This is a genomic window from Parabacteroides sp. AF39-10AC (assembly GCF_003635405.1).
Lineage (GTDB): Bacteria > Bacteroidota > Bacteroidia > Bacteroidales > Tannerellaceae > Parabacteroides > Parabacteroides distasonis.
Genome location: NZ_QTLP01000042.1, coordinates 1 through 17474 on the forward strand (window position 1 = coordinate 1; position 17474 = coordinate 17474).

Consider the following 17474-nt stretch of genomic DNA (forward strand, 5'->3'; position numbering starts at 1 on the left):
TGCCGATTATATCAGACAATTATCCTATGAAAGGACTTTTTCAGTGCCCTCGTATAGAGGGGGCTGTTCTTTTGCTGGGTAAGAACATTTCGGCAAACACCTGTTTGTATATTGACTTGTTTGACTCCGTTATCGCTTGTACCTATCAGTAATGTATTATCGGACGGGGATGCCCATAGAGTCGTCATATTATCTATATGTAGGGTGTCGCTACCGTTATGGATATTTAGAGGGATGAATTTGTTATCGGTCGGGTCTAAGAGGACGACATTGCCGTTTAGCGTGGTGCCCCAGATCTGATCTTGGGGGGTGATATAGAAAGAGGTGATCGGATCACTATCCTTATACAGGTAGTTTTGGTGTAGCTCGGATTGCTCATTATATTTAATAAGAGAAAAGCCGGATAACAGCATCCACAGATTCCCTTGGTGATCAAATTCCAGATAGGTACAGCCGATTCCTTTCGTGAACTTTATCAAGGAAAAAGTATCGGTTTGGTAATCGTATTTTTGTACTCCCATATTAGTACCCACCCAGAGTTCACCGGAAGGGCTTATCGCCAAGTCGGTAATCCAGCTACTTATTAAAGTTCCTCTCTGCTTGGTTTGATTTTTTATGATATGGAATTTGTTCCCGTCAAATCGATTGAGCCCGTCCCGTGTTCCAAACCACATAAAGCCATAATGATCTTGGACACAACATGTCACGTTATTATTGCTTAATCCATCTTCTACCTCATAGGATTTAAAGTAGTATGACCGGGCGTTGAGCTCTATTGCGGTTACTACAAATAATAGGACGTATAAATAATTCATCAAGTTTTTTTTCATAGATCTCCCTTGTATTTCATGCGCAATATAAAGCCTTTTCCTAGACTTTCCATAGCAGTATCGTATCATTGTTTTTCATTTTGTTTCAATGTCCAGACTTCAGTTTTTGGCTTTAAAAGCCGTTCCTTGCAAGACTGTTTGTTGAGACGATAGGTAATAATTTTGAGAGAAAAGTGTAATACTGTTTGACTCAAGGGGCTTTAATTTTGGCAAAAACAGTGTGAATCTTTAAAAGATAGAATATGAATCAAAAAGTAAAAGTAGGTATAATAGGTTTTGGTCGCATGGGTGGATTTTATTTGGAGGAGATGCGGAAGAGCGATCAATGGGAGGTACTTTACATCTGCGATACGGACCCAGAGGCACGAGATTTGGCAAGGAGAAAGTCGCCGACATCCCGAATCGTAGCGGATGAGCAAGTTGTATTCGAGGACCCGGAAGTACAAGTGGTCGGTTTATTTACATTGGCGGATTCCCGGTTGAGGCAAATTAAGAAGGCAATGGCATTTGGCAAACATGTCATCTCAGAGAAACCGGTCGCAGATACGATCGAGCATGAATGGGAGGTCGTGAAATGCGTGGAAAACTCAAGTTTGTTCTCGGCCGTTAATTTGTATTTGCGTAATTCTTGGTACCATAATACGATTAAAGAATTTATCCGGAGAGGAGAGATCGGAGATTTGGCGATCATTCGCATTTGCCATATGACTCCGGGGTTGGCTCCGGGTGAAGGTCATGAATATGAAGGTCCGTCTTTTCATGATTGCGGAATGCATTATGTGGACATTTCCCGGTGGTATGCCGGATGCGAGTATAAGACATGGCATGCGCAGGCGATCCGGATGTGGGATTATCCCGAACCTTGGTGGTTGCAATGTCACGGGACATTTGAGAACGGGGTGGTATTTGATATAACACAAGGGCATGTGTATGGACAATTATCGAAAGACCAAACGCATAACTCTTACATAGATGTAATAGGAACGAAAGGAATCGCCCGGATGAGTCATGATTTTAAGACTGCGGTCGTGGAGTTGAGAGGTGTTAATGAAACACACCGGATCGAGAAGCCCTATGGGGGGAAAAATATAAGTACGCTATGTGATTTGTTCGCAGATTCCGTACGGACCGGAGTTTTTCATTCCCGCCTACCGCTGATGCGTGATTCCGCTATCGCTTCCGAGTATGCGTGGAAATTTTTGGATAACGCTAGACGAAATGAGATGCCTTCTATCGGGAATCTACAAACCTTGGAGGAAATCCGGGAGAGAAGACGGAATATGACGGAAGGGTATGGCTTGCTTCGCCATGTAAAATTGTCTCATTCTTGATACGATTTTCTCAATGACCGGAGGAAACAGGCTGGAACTTGTATTATGCGACAATCGGAAACGATTTTGATAAAATAGAAAAAGAGGAATTTTCGTATGCGTGATATATTTGCGGCAGCTTGTTCATAGAGCGAAAATAGAAACATTAATTTAATACTATGTAGCATGAAAAAAATGATTGTTCTTATCAGTCTTTTATGTGGAGCGTTTTTTATGAGCGCCCAACAAAGTAATCAACAACAAAGACCACCGGAAAGATGGAAACCTGAGAGTACTGAATGGTATTATCCGGTTCCTCCTAAGGTAAAGCCGGGTGTAGGAACTGGTGCTCCTTCCGATGCGATCATCCTGTTTGATGGAAAAGATCTTTCTATGTGGGAATCCGCAGGAAAAGATGGAGGTCCCGCTAAATGGACCGTAAAGGATGGGGCGATGATTGTGGCTTCTGGGACCGGATCGATCCGGACAAAAGATTATTTTGGAGATTGCCAGTTACATATCGAGTTCAAGACCCCTACACCGGGAAAGGATAATACATTACAGATGAAAGGTAATAGTGGCATTATGTTACAAAGCCGTTATGAGGTGCAGGTTTTGGATTGTGAGGATAATCCTACGTATGTGAATGGCTGGGTCGGCAGTATTTATAAGCAAAGCGCACCGTTGGTAAATGCTTTCACGAAGACAAATGAGTGGCAGGTTTATGATATTTATTGGAAAGCTCCCCGTTTCGGGACAAACGATGAATTGGAATCTCCCGCTATGATTACCGTGGTATTGAACGGTATCGTAGTACAGAATAATTATGTACTGAAAGGAACGACCCCATATACCGGTTTACCTAAATATGTAGCGCATGGCCGTCTGCCATTAAGCTTACAGGATCATGGAGTGGAAGTGGCTTTCCGTAATATATGGATTCGTAATTTATAAATTGTATAACCTTAAAATAATGATTTATGACTACACGTAGGAATTTTTTAAAGAACTCGACGATGTTGGCCGCTGGCTTAGGTATCTCACCTCTTTTGGCATCGGCAGCTCCTACCGTCTCTCATAAGGAAGAGACTATAAATGGGCGGGTGAATATCGCTGTAATAGGTGTCGGTATGGGATGCCGTGATTTGCAAGGGGCTTTGACTGATAATCCGTGGGTACATTGTGTGGGCATGTGCGACGTGAACAAAGTGAGACTTGATGAGCAGATCGCACGTTTCAAAAAAGACTTTCCGAACCAAACGACTTCGATCAAGGCATATAGTGACTTCCGGGAAGTCTTGGCAAATAAGGATATCGACGGGGTCATTATCGCAACACCGGATCATTGGCATCCTTACATCTTCGCTGAGGCTTTAAAAGCGGGCAAGGCGATTTATGTGGAAAAGCCGGTTGGTAATTCGATTCCGGAGTGCCATTCGATGATGGATTTCCAAAAGAAATATAAAGGGGTGGTAACAACTGGCTTATGGCAGACTAGTCAACGATATTTCTTGGCGGCTAATGAGATATTGAAATCCGGTGTGTTGGGGGATGTTTATAAAGTTCAGCTATGGCTTTGCCAATCGACGGACCCACGTCCGGCCGTAGCGGATTCTCCGGTTCCTTCTACATTAGATTACAATATGTGGTTGGGTCCGGCTCCCGAGCGTCCATTTAATAATTACCGTTTTCGTGGATGGCGTGGCTTTTGGGATTATGGAGGCGGCCAGCAAACCGACTGGGGAGTGCATTGGATAGACTCTGCGTTCGATGGATTGAAAGCGTTAGGATTGTGTGACCGTGAATATCCGGAGGCGGTATTCTCTACGGCTTATAAAGATCCTACCTCTTTTAATGAGACTCCCAGTTGCCAGACAACGATCTTCCAATATAAGAATTTCCATATAGAATGGGCACAACAAGTCGCTCACCTGTATAATCGGAATCAAGGGGTAGCTTGGGTAGGAAGTAAAGCTACCTTAGTATGTAATCGTGAAGGTTATGAATTGATTCCAGAGAAGAACCGGGAGGGTGAGTTATTAACCGACCGTTCCCAGCTTGTCGGGAAGTTCGAGGATGGCGGTATTGAGGCCCATGCGACGAATTGGTGTAAGTGTATATTAAATAAATCTATTGAGACGAACAGCCCGATCGAGAAAGGGGCTTTCGCGACGATCCTAGCCCATATGGCTAATATCTCATATTTGACGGGAACTCGTGTTGTGTATGATCCGCAAGCTCGTAAGTTTGTGGATAATCCGAAAGCGGACGCGTATTTGAAGCGGAGCTATAGAAGCCCGTGGCAATTCCCGAAAGTTTAATGCGATTGAATGCTTAAAAACAACGACCGGTGGATTTTAATACTCTATTATATATAACCATTACCATACGATTTGAATTACAGCACATTGAGATCTCCGGTCGTTTTTTGTAAAAACAATGTCAACTTTAAATGAATGAGTTATGGAAAATCAAAAAAAGAAAGTATGGCTTCGAAAGGCCCTGTTTTTGATCGTTAGTTTGGCGTTATTCTTTCCCATGATGGCGCAAACGATTACAGTAAAAGGAGTTGTAAAGGAATCTATGACAGGCGAACCGATCATTGGCGCCAATGTAGCGGTGAAAGGAACGACTAACGGTACGATTTCTGATATAAGCGGTATGTATCAGATCTCGAATGTATCATCAAATGCCGTATTGATCGTTTCTTATATTGGATATAAGACCGCGGAGATTCCGGTAAATGGAAAGAACACGATAAATGTGAGCTTGGAGGAAGAAAGTATCGGACTTCAAGAAGTGGTAGCCGTGGGATATGGCTCTCAGAAAAAGAAAGAATTGACCGGCTCTGTAGCAGGCTTGAAAGAGGGAGACTTGATCAAGGGCGTACAGTCTGACCCAATGGGTATGTTACAAGGTAAAGTGGCAGGTTTGAATATATCCAAACCAAATGCCGGCGACCCGAATGGAGAGTATAAGTTCCAATTACGCGGAACTTCATCCTTAACCGGTAATACCTCTCCGTTGATCGTTATTGACGGTATTCCCCAAGGGGATTTATCCGCTATTCCACAAGATGATATTGAAAGTATCGATGTGTTGAAGGATGGTTCAGCGGCGGCGATATATGGAACCCGCGGAACGAATGGCGTTATCTTGGTTACGACAAAACGAGGTTCTGCCGGGAAGATGAGCGTTACCTACAATGGATATATGTCTATCTCTTCCATAGCCAATCAATTGGAAGTCATGGATCGTGACCAGTTTTTGGCAAATGGGGGAAACGACCGGGGATATGATACGAATTGGATGGATGAGATTACCCGAACTCCGTTCTCCCATTCGCATAACTTGGCATTGACAGGAGGTACGACCGATTTTAATTACCGGGCTTCTGTATCTTATCGAAATAATCAAGGTATCGCTCTTAAGTCTGGGTTCAATGAGATGATCGCTCGTTTTTCCGCTAATCAGAATTTATTCGATAAAAAGATTCAAATAGCATACGACGCTACTTATCGTCGTTTTGACCGGGAAGGTGAGAATTCCAGCTATGATGATTATTCCGCTTTTAAGCATGCGTATTATTATAATCCTACGGCACCCGTATACGACGAGACGGGAACGATAGATGCCGGAGGGTATTATGCGCTGGATATTCAGGGATATTCAAATCCGGTGGCTTATATTATGCAGCGTGACCGTCGTACAAAAGGCGGACTTTTCCAAGGGTCTGCTCGTGTAACTTGGAATATTTTGGAAGGACTTCGTGCGCAAGCTTTTGGCTCATTGAAATACTCTGATATAAATAAGGGTACTTATACCTCACGAGAGGTATTTAACACTTCTAGTTTCGGGTCAGCGTCTCGGAGTTTTAATACTCGTTTTAATAAAACACTGGAGACGACGATCGACTATGTAAAATCTTTTGGAGAACATCATTTAGTGGTATTAGGTGGATATACCTATGAGCATAATTATCGGGAGTCATTTGGCATGAACAACTCGAATTTTGATTCGGATGTATATTCTTACTATAATTTGGGTGCGGGTAGTAACTTGATTAATAACCCTAGCCAAAGCATGATGGATGGTTCGGTTTCTCAAGATAATTTGGTTTCGTTCTTCGGCCGTGTAAATTATAACTGGGGAAATCGTTACTTGTTATCAGCGTCTGTACGACGTGAGGGTTCTACTCGTTTAGGTGCGGATTATAAATGGGGAACTTTCCCTGCGGTAAGTGTCGGTTGGTCTATCGGTAATGAGGCTTTTATGGAAAGCGCTAGCTGGATTAACGATTTGAAATTGCGCTTGGGATATGGCGTGACAGGAAATATGCCTTCAGATAATTATTTGTCTTTGTCAATGATGGGAGTGGTAGGCCGTTTTTATGATCATACTTCTAAACAATGGATCAATGCTTATGGGCCGACACAGAACCAGAATCCGGATTTGAAATGGGAGCGGAAAGGCGAATGGAATCTAGGTGTTGATTTTGCAGCGTTGAATAACCGCTTGAACGTGACCGTTGATTTATATACCCGTAAGGTTTCAGATTTGTTGTATGAATATAAGGTCCCGACTCCTCCTTACCAATATTCTTCTATGTTGGCGAATGTGGGTGATGCTACAAGTAAAGGTCTGGAATTCTCTGTTTCCGGAACCCCAGTGCAGAATAAGAACTTCTCGTGGACTAGTTCTATTAACTTCTCATTCAATACGAATAAATTGGACAAATTAAGTAATGAGACTTTCCAGACAGACTGGATTGAAACTGGTTATTTGTCGGATGGTGATTTAGGAGGTATGAACTCGACTCCATTGATTCGTTTGGTCCCGGGTGGCAAGGTCGGTGATTTTTATTTGCCGGTATTCGAGGGATTTACGGAAGATGGTAAATGGAAATTCAAGGATGTCGATGGTAGTGGTGACTTTACATATAATGAGGATCGTGAGATCGTAGGTAATGCGCAACCTGATTTTATAGCAGGATGGACTAACGAGTTTAAATATCGTGACTTCGATTTATCGTTTACATTCCGTGCTGTCGTAGGCAATGATGTATATAATGTAAGCCGTATGGCATTGGAGAATCGGAATGTGGCTGGAAAGGAGAAGAATATGTTGGCTTCGGTAATGGATATCCCGTTGCAAGATGCGGCTCAAGCCTCTAGTTATTATTTGGAGGATGGTTCTTTTGTGAAGTTGGACAATATCACATTGGGTTATAATGTACCGGTGAAGAAATTAGGTTTCATGCAAAACTTACGTTTGTACTTGACTGGTCAGAACTTGTTTACGATCACTGGCTATAAGGGTATCGACCCGGAGGTTGATATGGTAGGATTAGATAATATGGGTATTGAGAGGACTCGTTATTATCCGGCTAGCCGTTCTTTTATTCTTGGTTTGAATGTTACGTTTTAATGGATACTCTAAATATCGAAGGTTATGAAAAAATATAGTTTAATATATATAGTATCAATGATTTGTTTCTTGGTTATCGCTCCTTCTTGTACGGATATGGATGAAGATACGACGGGACAAATGGTATCAAATGACTTTTATGCGGATCCTTCTTTGATTCCGCAAGCGGTAGGTGCTGCCTATGCGGAATTGCAGGCTTATCAGAATCACTGGGGAGTATGGGGGTTGCAGACTGTTTCCTCGGATGAATGTGTTGTTCCGACTCGTGCGCCGGGTAATGACTGGTATGACGGAGGGGTATGGCAGGATTTCCATCGTCATCAATGGCAATACAATCTGGATGCATTGAATAATGTGTGGATTTCCGTATTTTCTGGAATAACGACATGTAACCGTGTGGTTTACGACTTGGATATATATAAAGAGGAGATGGATGTCGATATCTATAATAAATATCGTGCGGAGACTGTCATCTTGAGATGTTTCTATTATTCTATCTTACTGGATTTATTCGGGAACGTTCCTTATATCGACACGTATGAGAGTGAAATCACGGCTTCTCCTCAGACAAGCCGTCCTGAGCTTTATCAGAAAGTCGTAGATTGTATCTTAGATAATATGGAATATTTGGATGACGCTCCGTCTGCCGAGAATTATGGAAGATGTACGAAATCGATGGCTTATACGATGTTGGCAAAACTATATTTGAACGCTAAGGTGTTCAAAGGGGCCTCTTCTTATGATAAGGACGATATGAATAAAGTGATAGAGTATTGCGATAAAGTGATTAACTCCGGATATTATGAGGTCGTATCTGATTTCTCCGCTCCATTTAAAGTGGCGAATGAGTCTTGTAAAGAAAATATTTTCGTGGTACCGATGCAAAATGGTATCAATTCAAATGGAGACTACGAGTTTCATTTCCATAAATTCTCCGGACATCCCAAGTCTCGCCAGATGTGGGGTATAAATGTGGGCGGTTGGAATGGAGGTTGCGCTACTCCGGACTTCCTTGCTTTATATAAAGATGACGATACTCGGAAAAAGGCGACTTTTATTTACGGTTTGATTTATGATAAGGTCACGGGCGAGCCTGTTGAGGATGGTGATAATCCGGGAAAACAATTGGAATTGACTATTGAGGTATCTTCTATTAATGCCGCTTATCGTTGGGAAGGCGCTCGTATTCAGAAGTATGAATATGAGTTGGGTATGACTGGTAATATGAACAATGATTTTGTTTTATATCGTTTAGCTGATATCTATTATATGAAGGCTGAAGCTATTTTGAGAGGTGGTAATGCCGCTACTTTATCAGCTTTGTGTGCGGAACCTGCATTCCAGTTAATACGTGAAAGGGCAAATCAACCCGTGTATACTCCGGAAACATTAACGTTGGATGAGTTGATCAATGAACGTGGCCGTGAATTTGCGTGGGAAGGTTGGCGTCGTCAAGACTTGGTTCGTTGGGATAAGTTCGCTAAAGGTTGCTGGACATTTAAGGAAGCCTTGAATAATAATTCGCGTGATTTATTCCCGATACCATACGATCAGATTACGAAAAACCAATCTTGGAAACAGAATCCGGGATATTAATAGTTGTGTTTTTATGCATATGGATAGACGACAATTCGTGAAAAACCTAGGACTGGGCACAGCCTCTTTAAGCATGGGAAGCTTGGTAACGGCTTCCTCATGTGCCCCGTCCGGGGATTCCTCCCTTAAACAAAACGTCAAGGAAGGAGAGGATGGACAGTTTTTATTTATCGGTGACGATATCGCCATCGCCCAGACAGAGTATGGGAAGGTGCAGGGATATCTGCTGAATCATGTATATACGTTCTTGGGAGTTCCTTATGGGGCTGATACGTCGGGAAAAAATCGCTTTATGCCTCCCCAAAAGCCAGAGCCGTGGACAGATGTGAGACCGGCGGTTTTTTATGGGAATACGGCGCCGCAACGTATGGAGAACCGGTGGCCCAATAATTACGGAACTTTTGCCGATCATTGGAACTACTGGGATGTGAGTGAGGATTGCTTATATTTAAATGTATGGACACCGGGCATTGCGGATGGTAAGAAACGTCCCGTATTGGTGTGGCTGCATGGCGGTGGTTTTACAAATGGTAGTGGGATCGAGCAGGATGGATATCATGGAGAGAATATAAGCCGGGAAGGAGATATCGTATTCTGTTCCATTAATCATCGGTTGGGGCCGATTGGCTTCTCTGACTTATCTGGTGTTGGTGGAGAAGCGTATAAGGATTCCGGAAACGTGGGGATGTTAGATATTATTGCCGCCTTGCGATGGGTACATGATAATATCGCCAATTTCGGTGGAGATCCCGGGAACGTAACGGTTATGGGACAATCCGGAGGAGGTTCTAAGGTCTGTACGGTAGCCGCTATGCCGGCGGCAAAAGGTTTGGTCCATAGAGCCGTGGCTTTAAGTGGATCTACGGTAGGAGCTTCCGATCAGGTGATGACCCGGAAGGTGGGAGAATATATTTTGAGAGAAGCGGGGCTGACCGCTTCCCAACTGGATAAATTGCAAAGAATACCTTGGCGGGAATATTTGGATATAGCGGATAGGGCTTGTAAAAAGTGCTGGGAAGATCAAGGGATTAGCATGAGACGGACTTTTGGTCCTGTTGCTGATGACCGGAATATTCCGGCCGGTGTATTCTACTCCGGTGAGAGCCATTTGGAGTCTCCTGTCGTCCCGATGATATTCTGTACGACTTTCCATGAATGGAACCCGAACAGGGCGGATGCGGCCTTGGAAAAAATCACTCAAGACGGTGTGATCGAGAAACTGAGAAGTCAATATGGTGATAAAGCGGAATCGATCGTGAAGGCTTTCGCCAAGAATTTCCCGGATAAGACTCCGATGGAGCTTTGGGCGATGATTTTGTCTTCCCGTCAACGAGTGGTTGAGGCGGCTAACGCAAAATTAAAGCAAGGCCAGCCTGTGTATGTAGCTTGGTTTGGCTGGTGTCCGCCCTTGTTTAATAACCGTATGCGTGCGTTCCATTGCTCGGATATCTGTTTCTGGTTTAAAAATACGGATCGGATGTTTACCCATACGGGTGGAGGTAAGGTACCTCGTGCGTTGTCAGATAAGATGTCTGGCGCTTTGTTGAATTTCATGCGGACAGGAGATCCGAACGGAGGAGAGTTACCCGTTTGGCCGAAATACACGGAAGAAAATGGAGAGGTGATGATCTTGAATAATACGTGTGAGGCTCGGAATGATCCGGACCGGGAGGCCCGTAAATCTTTGGAGGTTTAATTTAAAACGAGAGTGTTATGCTTGAGAAAAAGATTTCAAGACGTAATATGCTTCGGACTACCGGTCTGGCGGTTTTGGGCAGTACGTTCGCAGGCTTGGCTTCTTGCGCTCCGAAGAAAAAAGAGGAGCCATCACCCGAAGCATCCTCTTCGAAACGTCCTTTCCGTGTCTGTCTCAATGTCTCTACGATAGCGGGTTATAAACTTCCTGTTCAAAAACAGATTGACTTATGTGCCGAGGCTGGTTTTGAGGGAATTGAGTTATGGACCCGTGATGTGGATGCGTTCGTAAAGCAAGGGGGAACTTATGAGACACTCAGGCGTCAGCTGGAAGGTTCCGGACTTTTATTGGAGAATATGATCGGTTTTGCCTCGTGGTTTGCCGATGATCCTTCGAAACGGAAGGAAGGGCTAAACCAAATGCGGCATGATATGGAGATGGTAGCGGGATTGGGCGGTAAATTTATCGCCGCTCCTGCTCAAGGAGTTACTCAACTGGATCGTACACGGTTGCCAGAGTATTCCGAACGCTATCGGGCGATACTGGATTTAGGGGATGAGATGGGTGTCACTCCGATATTGGAACTATGGGGAGCCGGGGTTCTGAATCAATTATCGGATACCATGGCGATAGCGATCGCCTCCGGGCATTCGCGGGCTTCTGTCTTATTGGATTTCTACCATTTGTACAGAGGAGGAAATAGTTTTGATAGTTTACGCTTGATAAATGGTAAGATCCTTCCGGTTTTTCATATCAACGATTATCCGGAGTTGCCTCCTCGTACGGAGTTGAGAGATTCGGATCGGGTGTTTCCGGGAGATGGTATTTGCCCGTTTAATAAGGTACTTCCTTTGCTATACGACTCCGGTTTCCGGGGTGGGTTATCCGTAGAGCTTTTTAATAAGGGATATTGGGAAACCATGGATGTAAAGGAGGTCTTAAAGAAGAGTTTTGAGAAAACCACACAGGTAATCAATAGTTCGATGGGATAAAAGTTTGTTGGGATTTAGGAAAGGGACTGCCTCGAGGTGTTTTACCTTCGAGGCGGTCCCTTCTGTTTTTATAGTATCTTCTTTTAAAAATCAATTATTTTATAATCCGCTGTGATATAAAAAGTAGTATATTTGCGTACTCTGTTTTGGGGTACGCAAAAGCTTTGTTCACCAGAATGAATAGGCATTATCCTAAATAAACCGTTGTTTTGCGGAGAGGTCTAGGGGTTGTTATCATCGGGAAAGCCGATAATAAAAGATATACATTATAATGAATTTACTTCTGAGATATGTGGGTCATGGTATAACTATAAGTTTGTTAGTATTTATAATGCTGGCGTTTCATTTGTCTACGTTAGCACGGACAAGTGAAAAACGTGTGCTCCGGGTTGCCTTTCCGCAGGTGGTAGGCATGAGTTGGACGGCGGAGGACGGTAGTTATCATGGTATGCTCGTGGACTATCTCAATGAGATTGCCAAATATACCGGTTGGGAATACGAGTACATTGATACGAATAGGCAAACCGTGTTGAATGAATTTATCGCAGGTCAGTATGAATTGATGGGTGGAAACTATTATATACCCGGTTTAGAGAAATATTATGCTTATCCGGATTACAATATGGGATATAGCCGTTCTTTGTTGCTTGCTCGTTCTGACGATCGTACTATCCATAGCTATAATTTGGAGAGTATGAACGGGAAAACCATCGGTGTATATGAGAATGCGAAAGAAAATATTCGCCGCCTCAAGGAGTTTTTGGCTATCAACGGATTAGACTGTAAGTTCCAATATTACAGCTTGAAAGATATGCAGAAGAACGACGAGGGATTATATTTTTATTTAATGAATGGAGAGATAGACTTGCTGTTGAGTGGCATTATTTACAATCACGATTCTGTACGGGTGATCGCTACATATAATTCTCAACCCTATTATATCGTAACCAATCCGGGTAATAAGGAAGTATTGGATGGTTTGAATATGGCTTTGGAACGGATCTTGGATGCCAATCCAAATTTCGCGGCAGAGCGTTATGCCGCTAACTTTCCTGCCCGACTTGTAAATATCCAATTTAGTGACCGGGATCTGGAATATGTCAAGAAAAGGAAAACGATCACGGTAGCCGTTCCGGAGAATTGGTATCCTTTTTATTGTAAAGAAACCTCTCAGAAGAACCATGTCGGTATCATGGTGGATGTATTGGATGAGATCAAGGACTTTACGGGTTTGGATTTTTCGTATGTGTATGCGAAGAATTATAGTGATGCGGTCCATCTGGTACAACGAGGGAAAGCTGATATCTTAGGCTTTTTCTTGGGAGATGAGAACGATGCGGCCCAGCTAGGGCTTGCGCTTTCAGCCTCTTATGTGAGTGCGAACAATATCATAGTACGCAATAAAGCCTGTAGTTATCCCGCTCCGGGTTTGGTTGGTGCTTTGGTGGAAAGTCAGCGATTTCCAAGTGGCATATCTGCGGAGAAGATTCGGTCCTATCCGGGCATTAAGGAGGCATTAGCCGCTGTCAATAGCGGAGAGGCTGATTTTATCTATGGATTGTCCTCTAAAATGGAACAGGATATTTCGCGTTATCATTTCACCAATCTTGCTCCTGTGACATTGGTCAATGATCAGAGTGCGATAAGTTTTGCGTTACCTACCCCGGTTGACCCGGATTTATTAACCGTACTCAACAAGGCGATCAATAATCTTTCTGAGTCCGAGAGGACTGTTATACGCAATCGGAATCTGGAATCTATCGGCGTGAGTGAATTCTCTCTTACGGACTTTATATATGCGAATCCCTTACAATTTATGTTTATCGTGATGTTTGTCTTGTCGGTGCTATTTACGGCATTACTGCTGGCTATAGGGGCCCGGATGAAAGCGACCGTGATACAGGGCAACCTGAAACGGGCTGAGGCGGCTAACTTGGCGAAGAGCGAGTTTCTTTCCCGGATGAGTCATGAGATCCGTACGCCGATGAACGGAATTGTAGGTATGAGTACTATCGCCATGCAAAACATAGATAATACCGATAAGATAAAGGACTGTCTTGAGAAAGTAATCATGTCTTCCAAGCATCTTCTCGCTCTCATTAACGACGTGCTGGATATGTCGAAGATAGAAAGCGGAAAAGTGGAACTTCGACATGAGAGCTTTAATTTCCGGGCATTCTTGCAGGACTTTGAAAATCTGTATGGCGAGCAGGCCAAGAGTAAAGGGATCAGCTATGAGACGATATTGGCTAGTGATCTGGAAGTACAGATTATAGGAGACTCCTTGCGCTTGAATCAAGTTCTCTCCAACCTGTTATCGAATGCGCTGAAATTTACGCCGGCCAAGGGAATGATTAAACTTCGGGTATCTAAAACAGGTGAGGATCAAGAGAATGTTTACCTACGTTTCGAGGTAATCGATACGGGATGTGGTATAGCCGAGGAGAACTATGATAAAATCTTCGAATCGTTCGAACAGGAAAATGTGGATGTTACTTATAAATATGGAGGTACAGGATTAGGGCTTTCTATCGTTAAGCGTTTCACAGGGTTGATGGGTGGTGGCATACATGTGACGAGCGTGCAGGGGAGTGGCAGTACATTCACCGTTGATCTGCCTTTCGGCAAAATAAAGGAATCGGGTAAGCCCACTCGTTTTTCCGATATTAATGGGAGGAATGACCTTGCGAAGGATTGTTATGCTGTTGATTATGACTTCAAAGGTAAACGGATCTTATTGGTTGAGGACAATGAGCTTAACCGGGAGATAGCGGAGGAATTGATCGGAGTTACCGGTGCGTCGGTGGAGAGTGCTGAGGACGGGGTACAGGCCGTAGAGATGTTTAAGGAGTCTGCCGAAGGATATTATGATTTGATATTGATGGATGTGCAGATGCCGCATATGGATGGCTATGAGGCTACCCGATGTATTCGTGCATTAGGGCGTTCTGATGCTCAAAAGGTTCCTATCTTCGCTATGACAGCCAACGCATTCGCTGAGGATGTGCAGAAAAGTAGGGAGGCCGGTATGAACGCTCATATATCTAAACCATTAAATATACGTGCCGTGTATAAGCAAATGAACCGGTACCTTCAAGGATAAATAAAAGATTGATAAATAATTAAAAGGGTCCGCCTCTGAAAATTAAACTTTCGAGGCGGTCCCTTCTGCTTTTATTAGATATTCTTTATTTTTCCGTAATTACCGAGAATTCACCGATACCCGCTTGCTTTTTATTATCTACGATACGGGTTGCGACCAAACGGATTTGGTTACCTTTCGTTATCGGGAAATGTACGACTTGCTCGATCGGGTTAGCCTTGATATTGGAGAATTCGCCTTCGGCCACCTTCTTTCCATTAATATATAATTGATAGTTGGAGATATGACCGCTTGCGTCACGTCCTTGGTTCGGGGTGTAGCGGAATCCGGATATAGGCATTTCTTTCGCTAATTGTACGACTAACTCTTGTTTCCCTTGTGGCAAATAGTAGGTTGTGTAGCCGTTTCCGTCTAGGATCAGGCTGGTTTTCTCATCTTTCGGTGATACGATCGTGTAATCACAAGCAGGAATATCGAACGTTTGCGCGGAAACCGGACTGACTGTATCGAAAGTCGGATCATAGGCAATCGCCTTGACAGTTCCTTTTTGAGCGAAAGCGAATGGCGCCTGATAAAGCGGTGAGTCCTTGGTCGGATCTGAACCGTCGGTGGTATAATGAACCTCGGAGCCTTTATCCCCGGCCTGTATGGTTACTTCGTCATTGATATTACGGGCAATCGTTGGCTCGGTCACCAAGGCGGGGGCAAGGTATGCCTCCACGTTATTGATACAAAGCGGCCCGCGGGCGTCCGTGAAGTTGATGCGTATCTTCTCCGCTTTCTCGGTCTGGAAACGGACAATTCGTTTATAGCCGACAGTTGTCGTAGAATCCACGGTCTGTGCCGGAATCCATTTACCCCCTTGCTCGAGTTCGATATTGAACGAGCGTACTCGTTGTCCTAATGGGATATATTCTTGTATTACCAAGCGGTTTACATCGGTAGGATGGGTTAACGTGAAAGTCAATGAACCACTGGTTACTCCATCGTCCGTAGCCCAATAGGTATCCCAATCCCCATCTACTGCCTTATTGGGACTAAAATTACGTCCTCTTTTATTGCTCGCTTGTACGTAACATCCTTTCAAAAGATTCTCCTTAAAGTCATTTTGGATGGTTTGATACCATTGTACGGCACGGGCGGAGTCTACCGGACTTATTTTTCCGTTCAACGCTACGGGGAAGTTCAATAGGAAATTGGCGTTATGCCCGACGCTTCGGTAATAAAGATCGACTAATTTTGCCAGAGATTTGACTTGGTGATCTTCCCGGGAGTGATAGAACCATCCCGGACGGATAGATACATCGCATTCCCCACCTAGCCACATCGGTCCGTTCTCATCTCCCCATACACTCTGTTGGAAAGTAGGCATGGAGGGTTCCGGGGCGAAGATGCTCCATTGGGTATCACCGGCCCAACCTTCCTCGTTACCGATCCAGCGGATATCGGGTACTGTCCCTCCGAAAACCATGATGTCCGGGTGGTGCGCCTTGATCGTGTCTCGTGCCCGCTCATATTGATAATAGGTCTTGGCGTCTATAGCACGGGTTTCATTCGTGCCGCCATACCAGCCATTGCCACCGTTTGCCCCATCAAACCAGTATTCGAACAACGGGCCATAGTTGGAGACTAATTCATGTAATTGGGCATGGAATTTCTCTACATATCCCGGTTGTCCGTAGTTCTCACTGTTTCTGTCCCAAGGGGAGAGATAGACACCGAATTTCAGCCCGTGTTTCTTACAAGCGTCGGATAGTTCTTTTACCATATCCCCTTTGCCATCTTTCCAAGGAGAATTCTTTACGCTATATTCGGTTGTGGCGGTAGGCCATAGACAGAAACCATCGTGATGCTTGGTGGTTAAGATTACGCCTTTCAATCCGGCGGCTTTGATTGTTTGCGCCCATTGATCGCAATCCAGATCCGTTGGATTGAATGTGGAGGCGGGAGTATTTCCGTAACCCCATTCCAGATCATTGAACGTATTTAATCCGAAATGGACAAAGGCGTATGTTTCCATCTTATGCCATTCAACTTGTGCCGGCGTGGGAACGGGCAGGATAGGGGCGGGCGCTGTCGCTTCTTTACAGGAGAAGAAGGAAAACAACCCAAGCCCCAATAAAATAGAGGAACTCAAGTGCTTCATTATTTGTTTATATTTAGATGAGACCTCAAATATATGAAAAAAAACGGCAGATTTTTATTCTGTCTTTAGATATCTAGATAAAAGATAAAGTCCCCTGTCTTTTAGATGTCTCCTCTGGGGAAATTTTCATGCTAGCATATGATTGTTTATCAATTGTTTGCAGTGCCAGTTTATTTATCGCCTTTGGCACGGTCGTGCCATCACAGTGGCAACGCTGTGCCATCCGTGTGGCAGGGCCGTGCCATCGTAGTGGCACAGTATTGCCGCTATGATGGCAAGGGTACCGGCTATATCGTTTCCGTGAGCAGTCGGTATTTTTGCGTATCCTATATTATAATGTACCCGATATCCGTTGCCGTAAAAAACTTGAAAAA

The 17474-nt window shown here is 44.0% G+C and carries 11 protein-coding genes; 8 read left to right on the plus strand and 3 right to left on the minus strand.

Annotated features, from left to right (window positions below; all coding sequences use genetic code 11):
- Positions 1-11 precede the first annotated feature (11 nt).
- Positions 12-830 (minus strand): two-component regulator propeller domain-containing protein, encoded by an 819-nt coding sequence (locus tag DW033_RS22830; protein WP_233554293.1) that lies wholly within the window; start codon positions 828-830, stop codon positions 12-14.
- A gap of 242 nt (positions 831-1072) precedes the next feature.
- Here DW033_RS22830 and DW033_RS22835 point away from each other — a divergent pair, with 242 nt between their 5' ends.
- From DW033_RS22835 to DW033_RS22870, 8 genes are all read left to right on the plus strand, one after another.
- On the plus strand, positions 1073-2161 hold the full coding sequence (locus DW033_RS22835; protein WP_048928746.1) for a Gfo/Idh/MocA family protein: 1089 nt from the start codon (positions 1073-1075) through the stop codon (positions 2159-2161).
- Positions 2162-2326: 165 nt separating this feature from the next.
- Positions 2327-3094, plus strand: a complete 768-nt coding sequence (locus DW033_RS22840; protein WP_005860843.1) for a DUF1080 domain-containing protein — start codon at positions 2327-2329, stop codon at positions 3092-3094.
- A gap of 26 nt (positions 3095-3120) precedes the next feature.
- Positions 3121-4461 carry a Gfo/Idh/MocA family oxidoreductase gene (locus DW033_RS22845; protein WP_057326718.1) on the plus strand — a complete coding sequence of 447 codons (1341 nt, stop codon included), beginning with the start codon at positions 3121-3123 and terminating at the stop codon, positions 4459-4461.
- Between the two features lie 142 nt (positions 4462-4603).
- Positions 4604-7567: a TonB-dependent receptor gene (locus DW033_RS22850; RefSeq protein ID WP_008774385.1), complete on the plus strand. Its 2964-nt coding sequence runs from the start codon at positions 4604-4606 to the stop codon at positions 7565-7567.
- A gap of 24 nt (positions 7568-7591) precedes the next feature.
- Complete coding sequence (locus DW033_RS22855) at positions 7592-9163, plus strand: RagB/SusD family nutrient uptake outer membrane protein (protein WP_122383191.1); 1572 nt, start codon at positions 7592-7594, stop codon at positions 9161-9163.
- Between the two features lie 13 nt (positions 9164-9176).
- Positions 9177-10859 (plus strand): carboxylesterase/lipase family protein, encoded by a 1683-nt coding sequence (locus tag DW033_RS22860; RefSeq protein ID WP_122383192.1) that lies wholly within the window; start codon positions 9177-9179, stop codon positions 10857-10859.
- Positions 10860-10876: 17 nt separating this feature from the next.
- Positions 10877-11851, plus strand: coding sequence for a sugar phosphate isomerase/epimerase (locus tag DW033_RS22865; RefSeq protein WP_008781089.1), 975 nt, complete (start codon positions 10877-10879; stop codon positions 11849-11851).
- Between the two features lie 271 nt (positions 11852-12122).
- A complete protein-coding gene (locus tag DW033_RS22870; RefSeq protein WP_122383193.1) occupies positions 12123-14954 on the plus strand; it encodes a transporter substrate-binding domain-containing protein in 2832 nt (943 codons plus the stop codon).
- Positions 14955-15039: 85 nt separating this feature from the next.
- On the opposite strand, the gene DW033_RS22875 is transcribed toward DW033_RS22870, so the two are convergent.
- Both DW033_RS22875 and DW033_RS25120 read right to left on the minus strand, forming a co-directional pair.
- Positions 15040-17100, minus strand: a complete 2061-nt coding sequence (locus DW033_RS22875; protein WP_005864201.1) for an alpha-L-fucosidase — start codon at positions 17098-17100, stop codon at positions 15040-15042.
- A gap of 174 nt (positions 17101-17274) precedes the next feature.
- A partial coding sequence (locus tag DW033_RS25120) for a hypothetical protein (protein WP_233554295.1) occupies positions 17275-17474 on the minus strand: 200 nt, incomplete at its 5' end.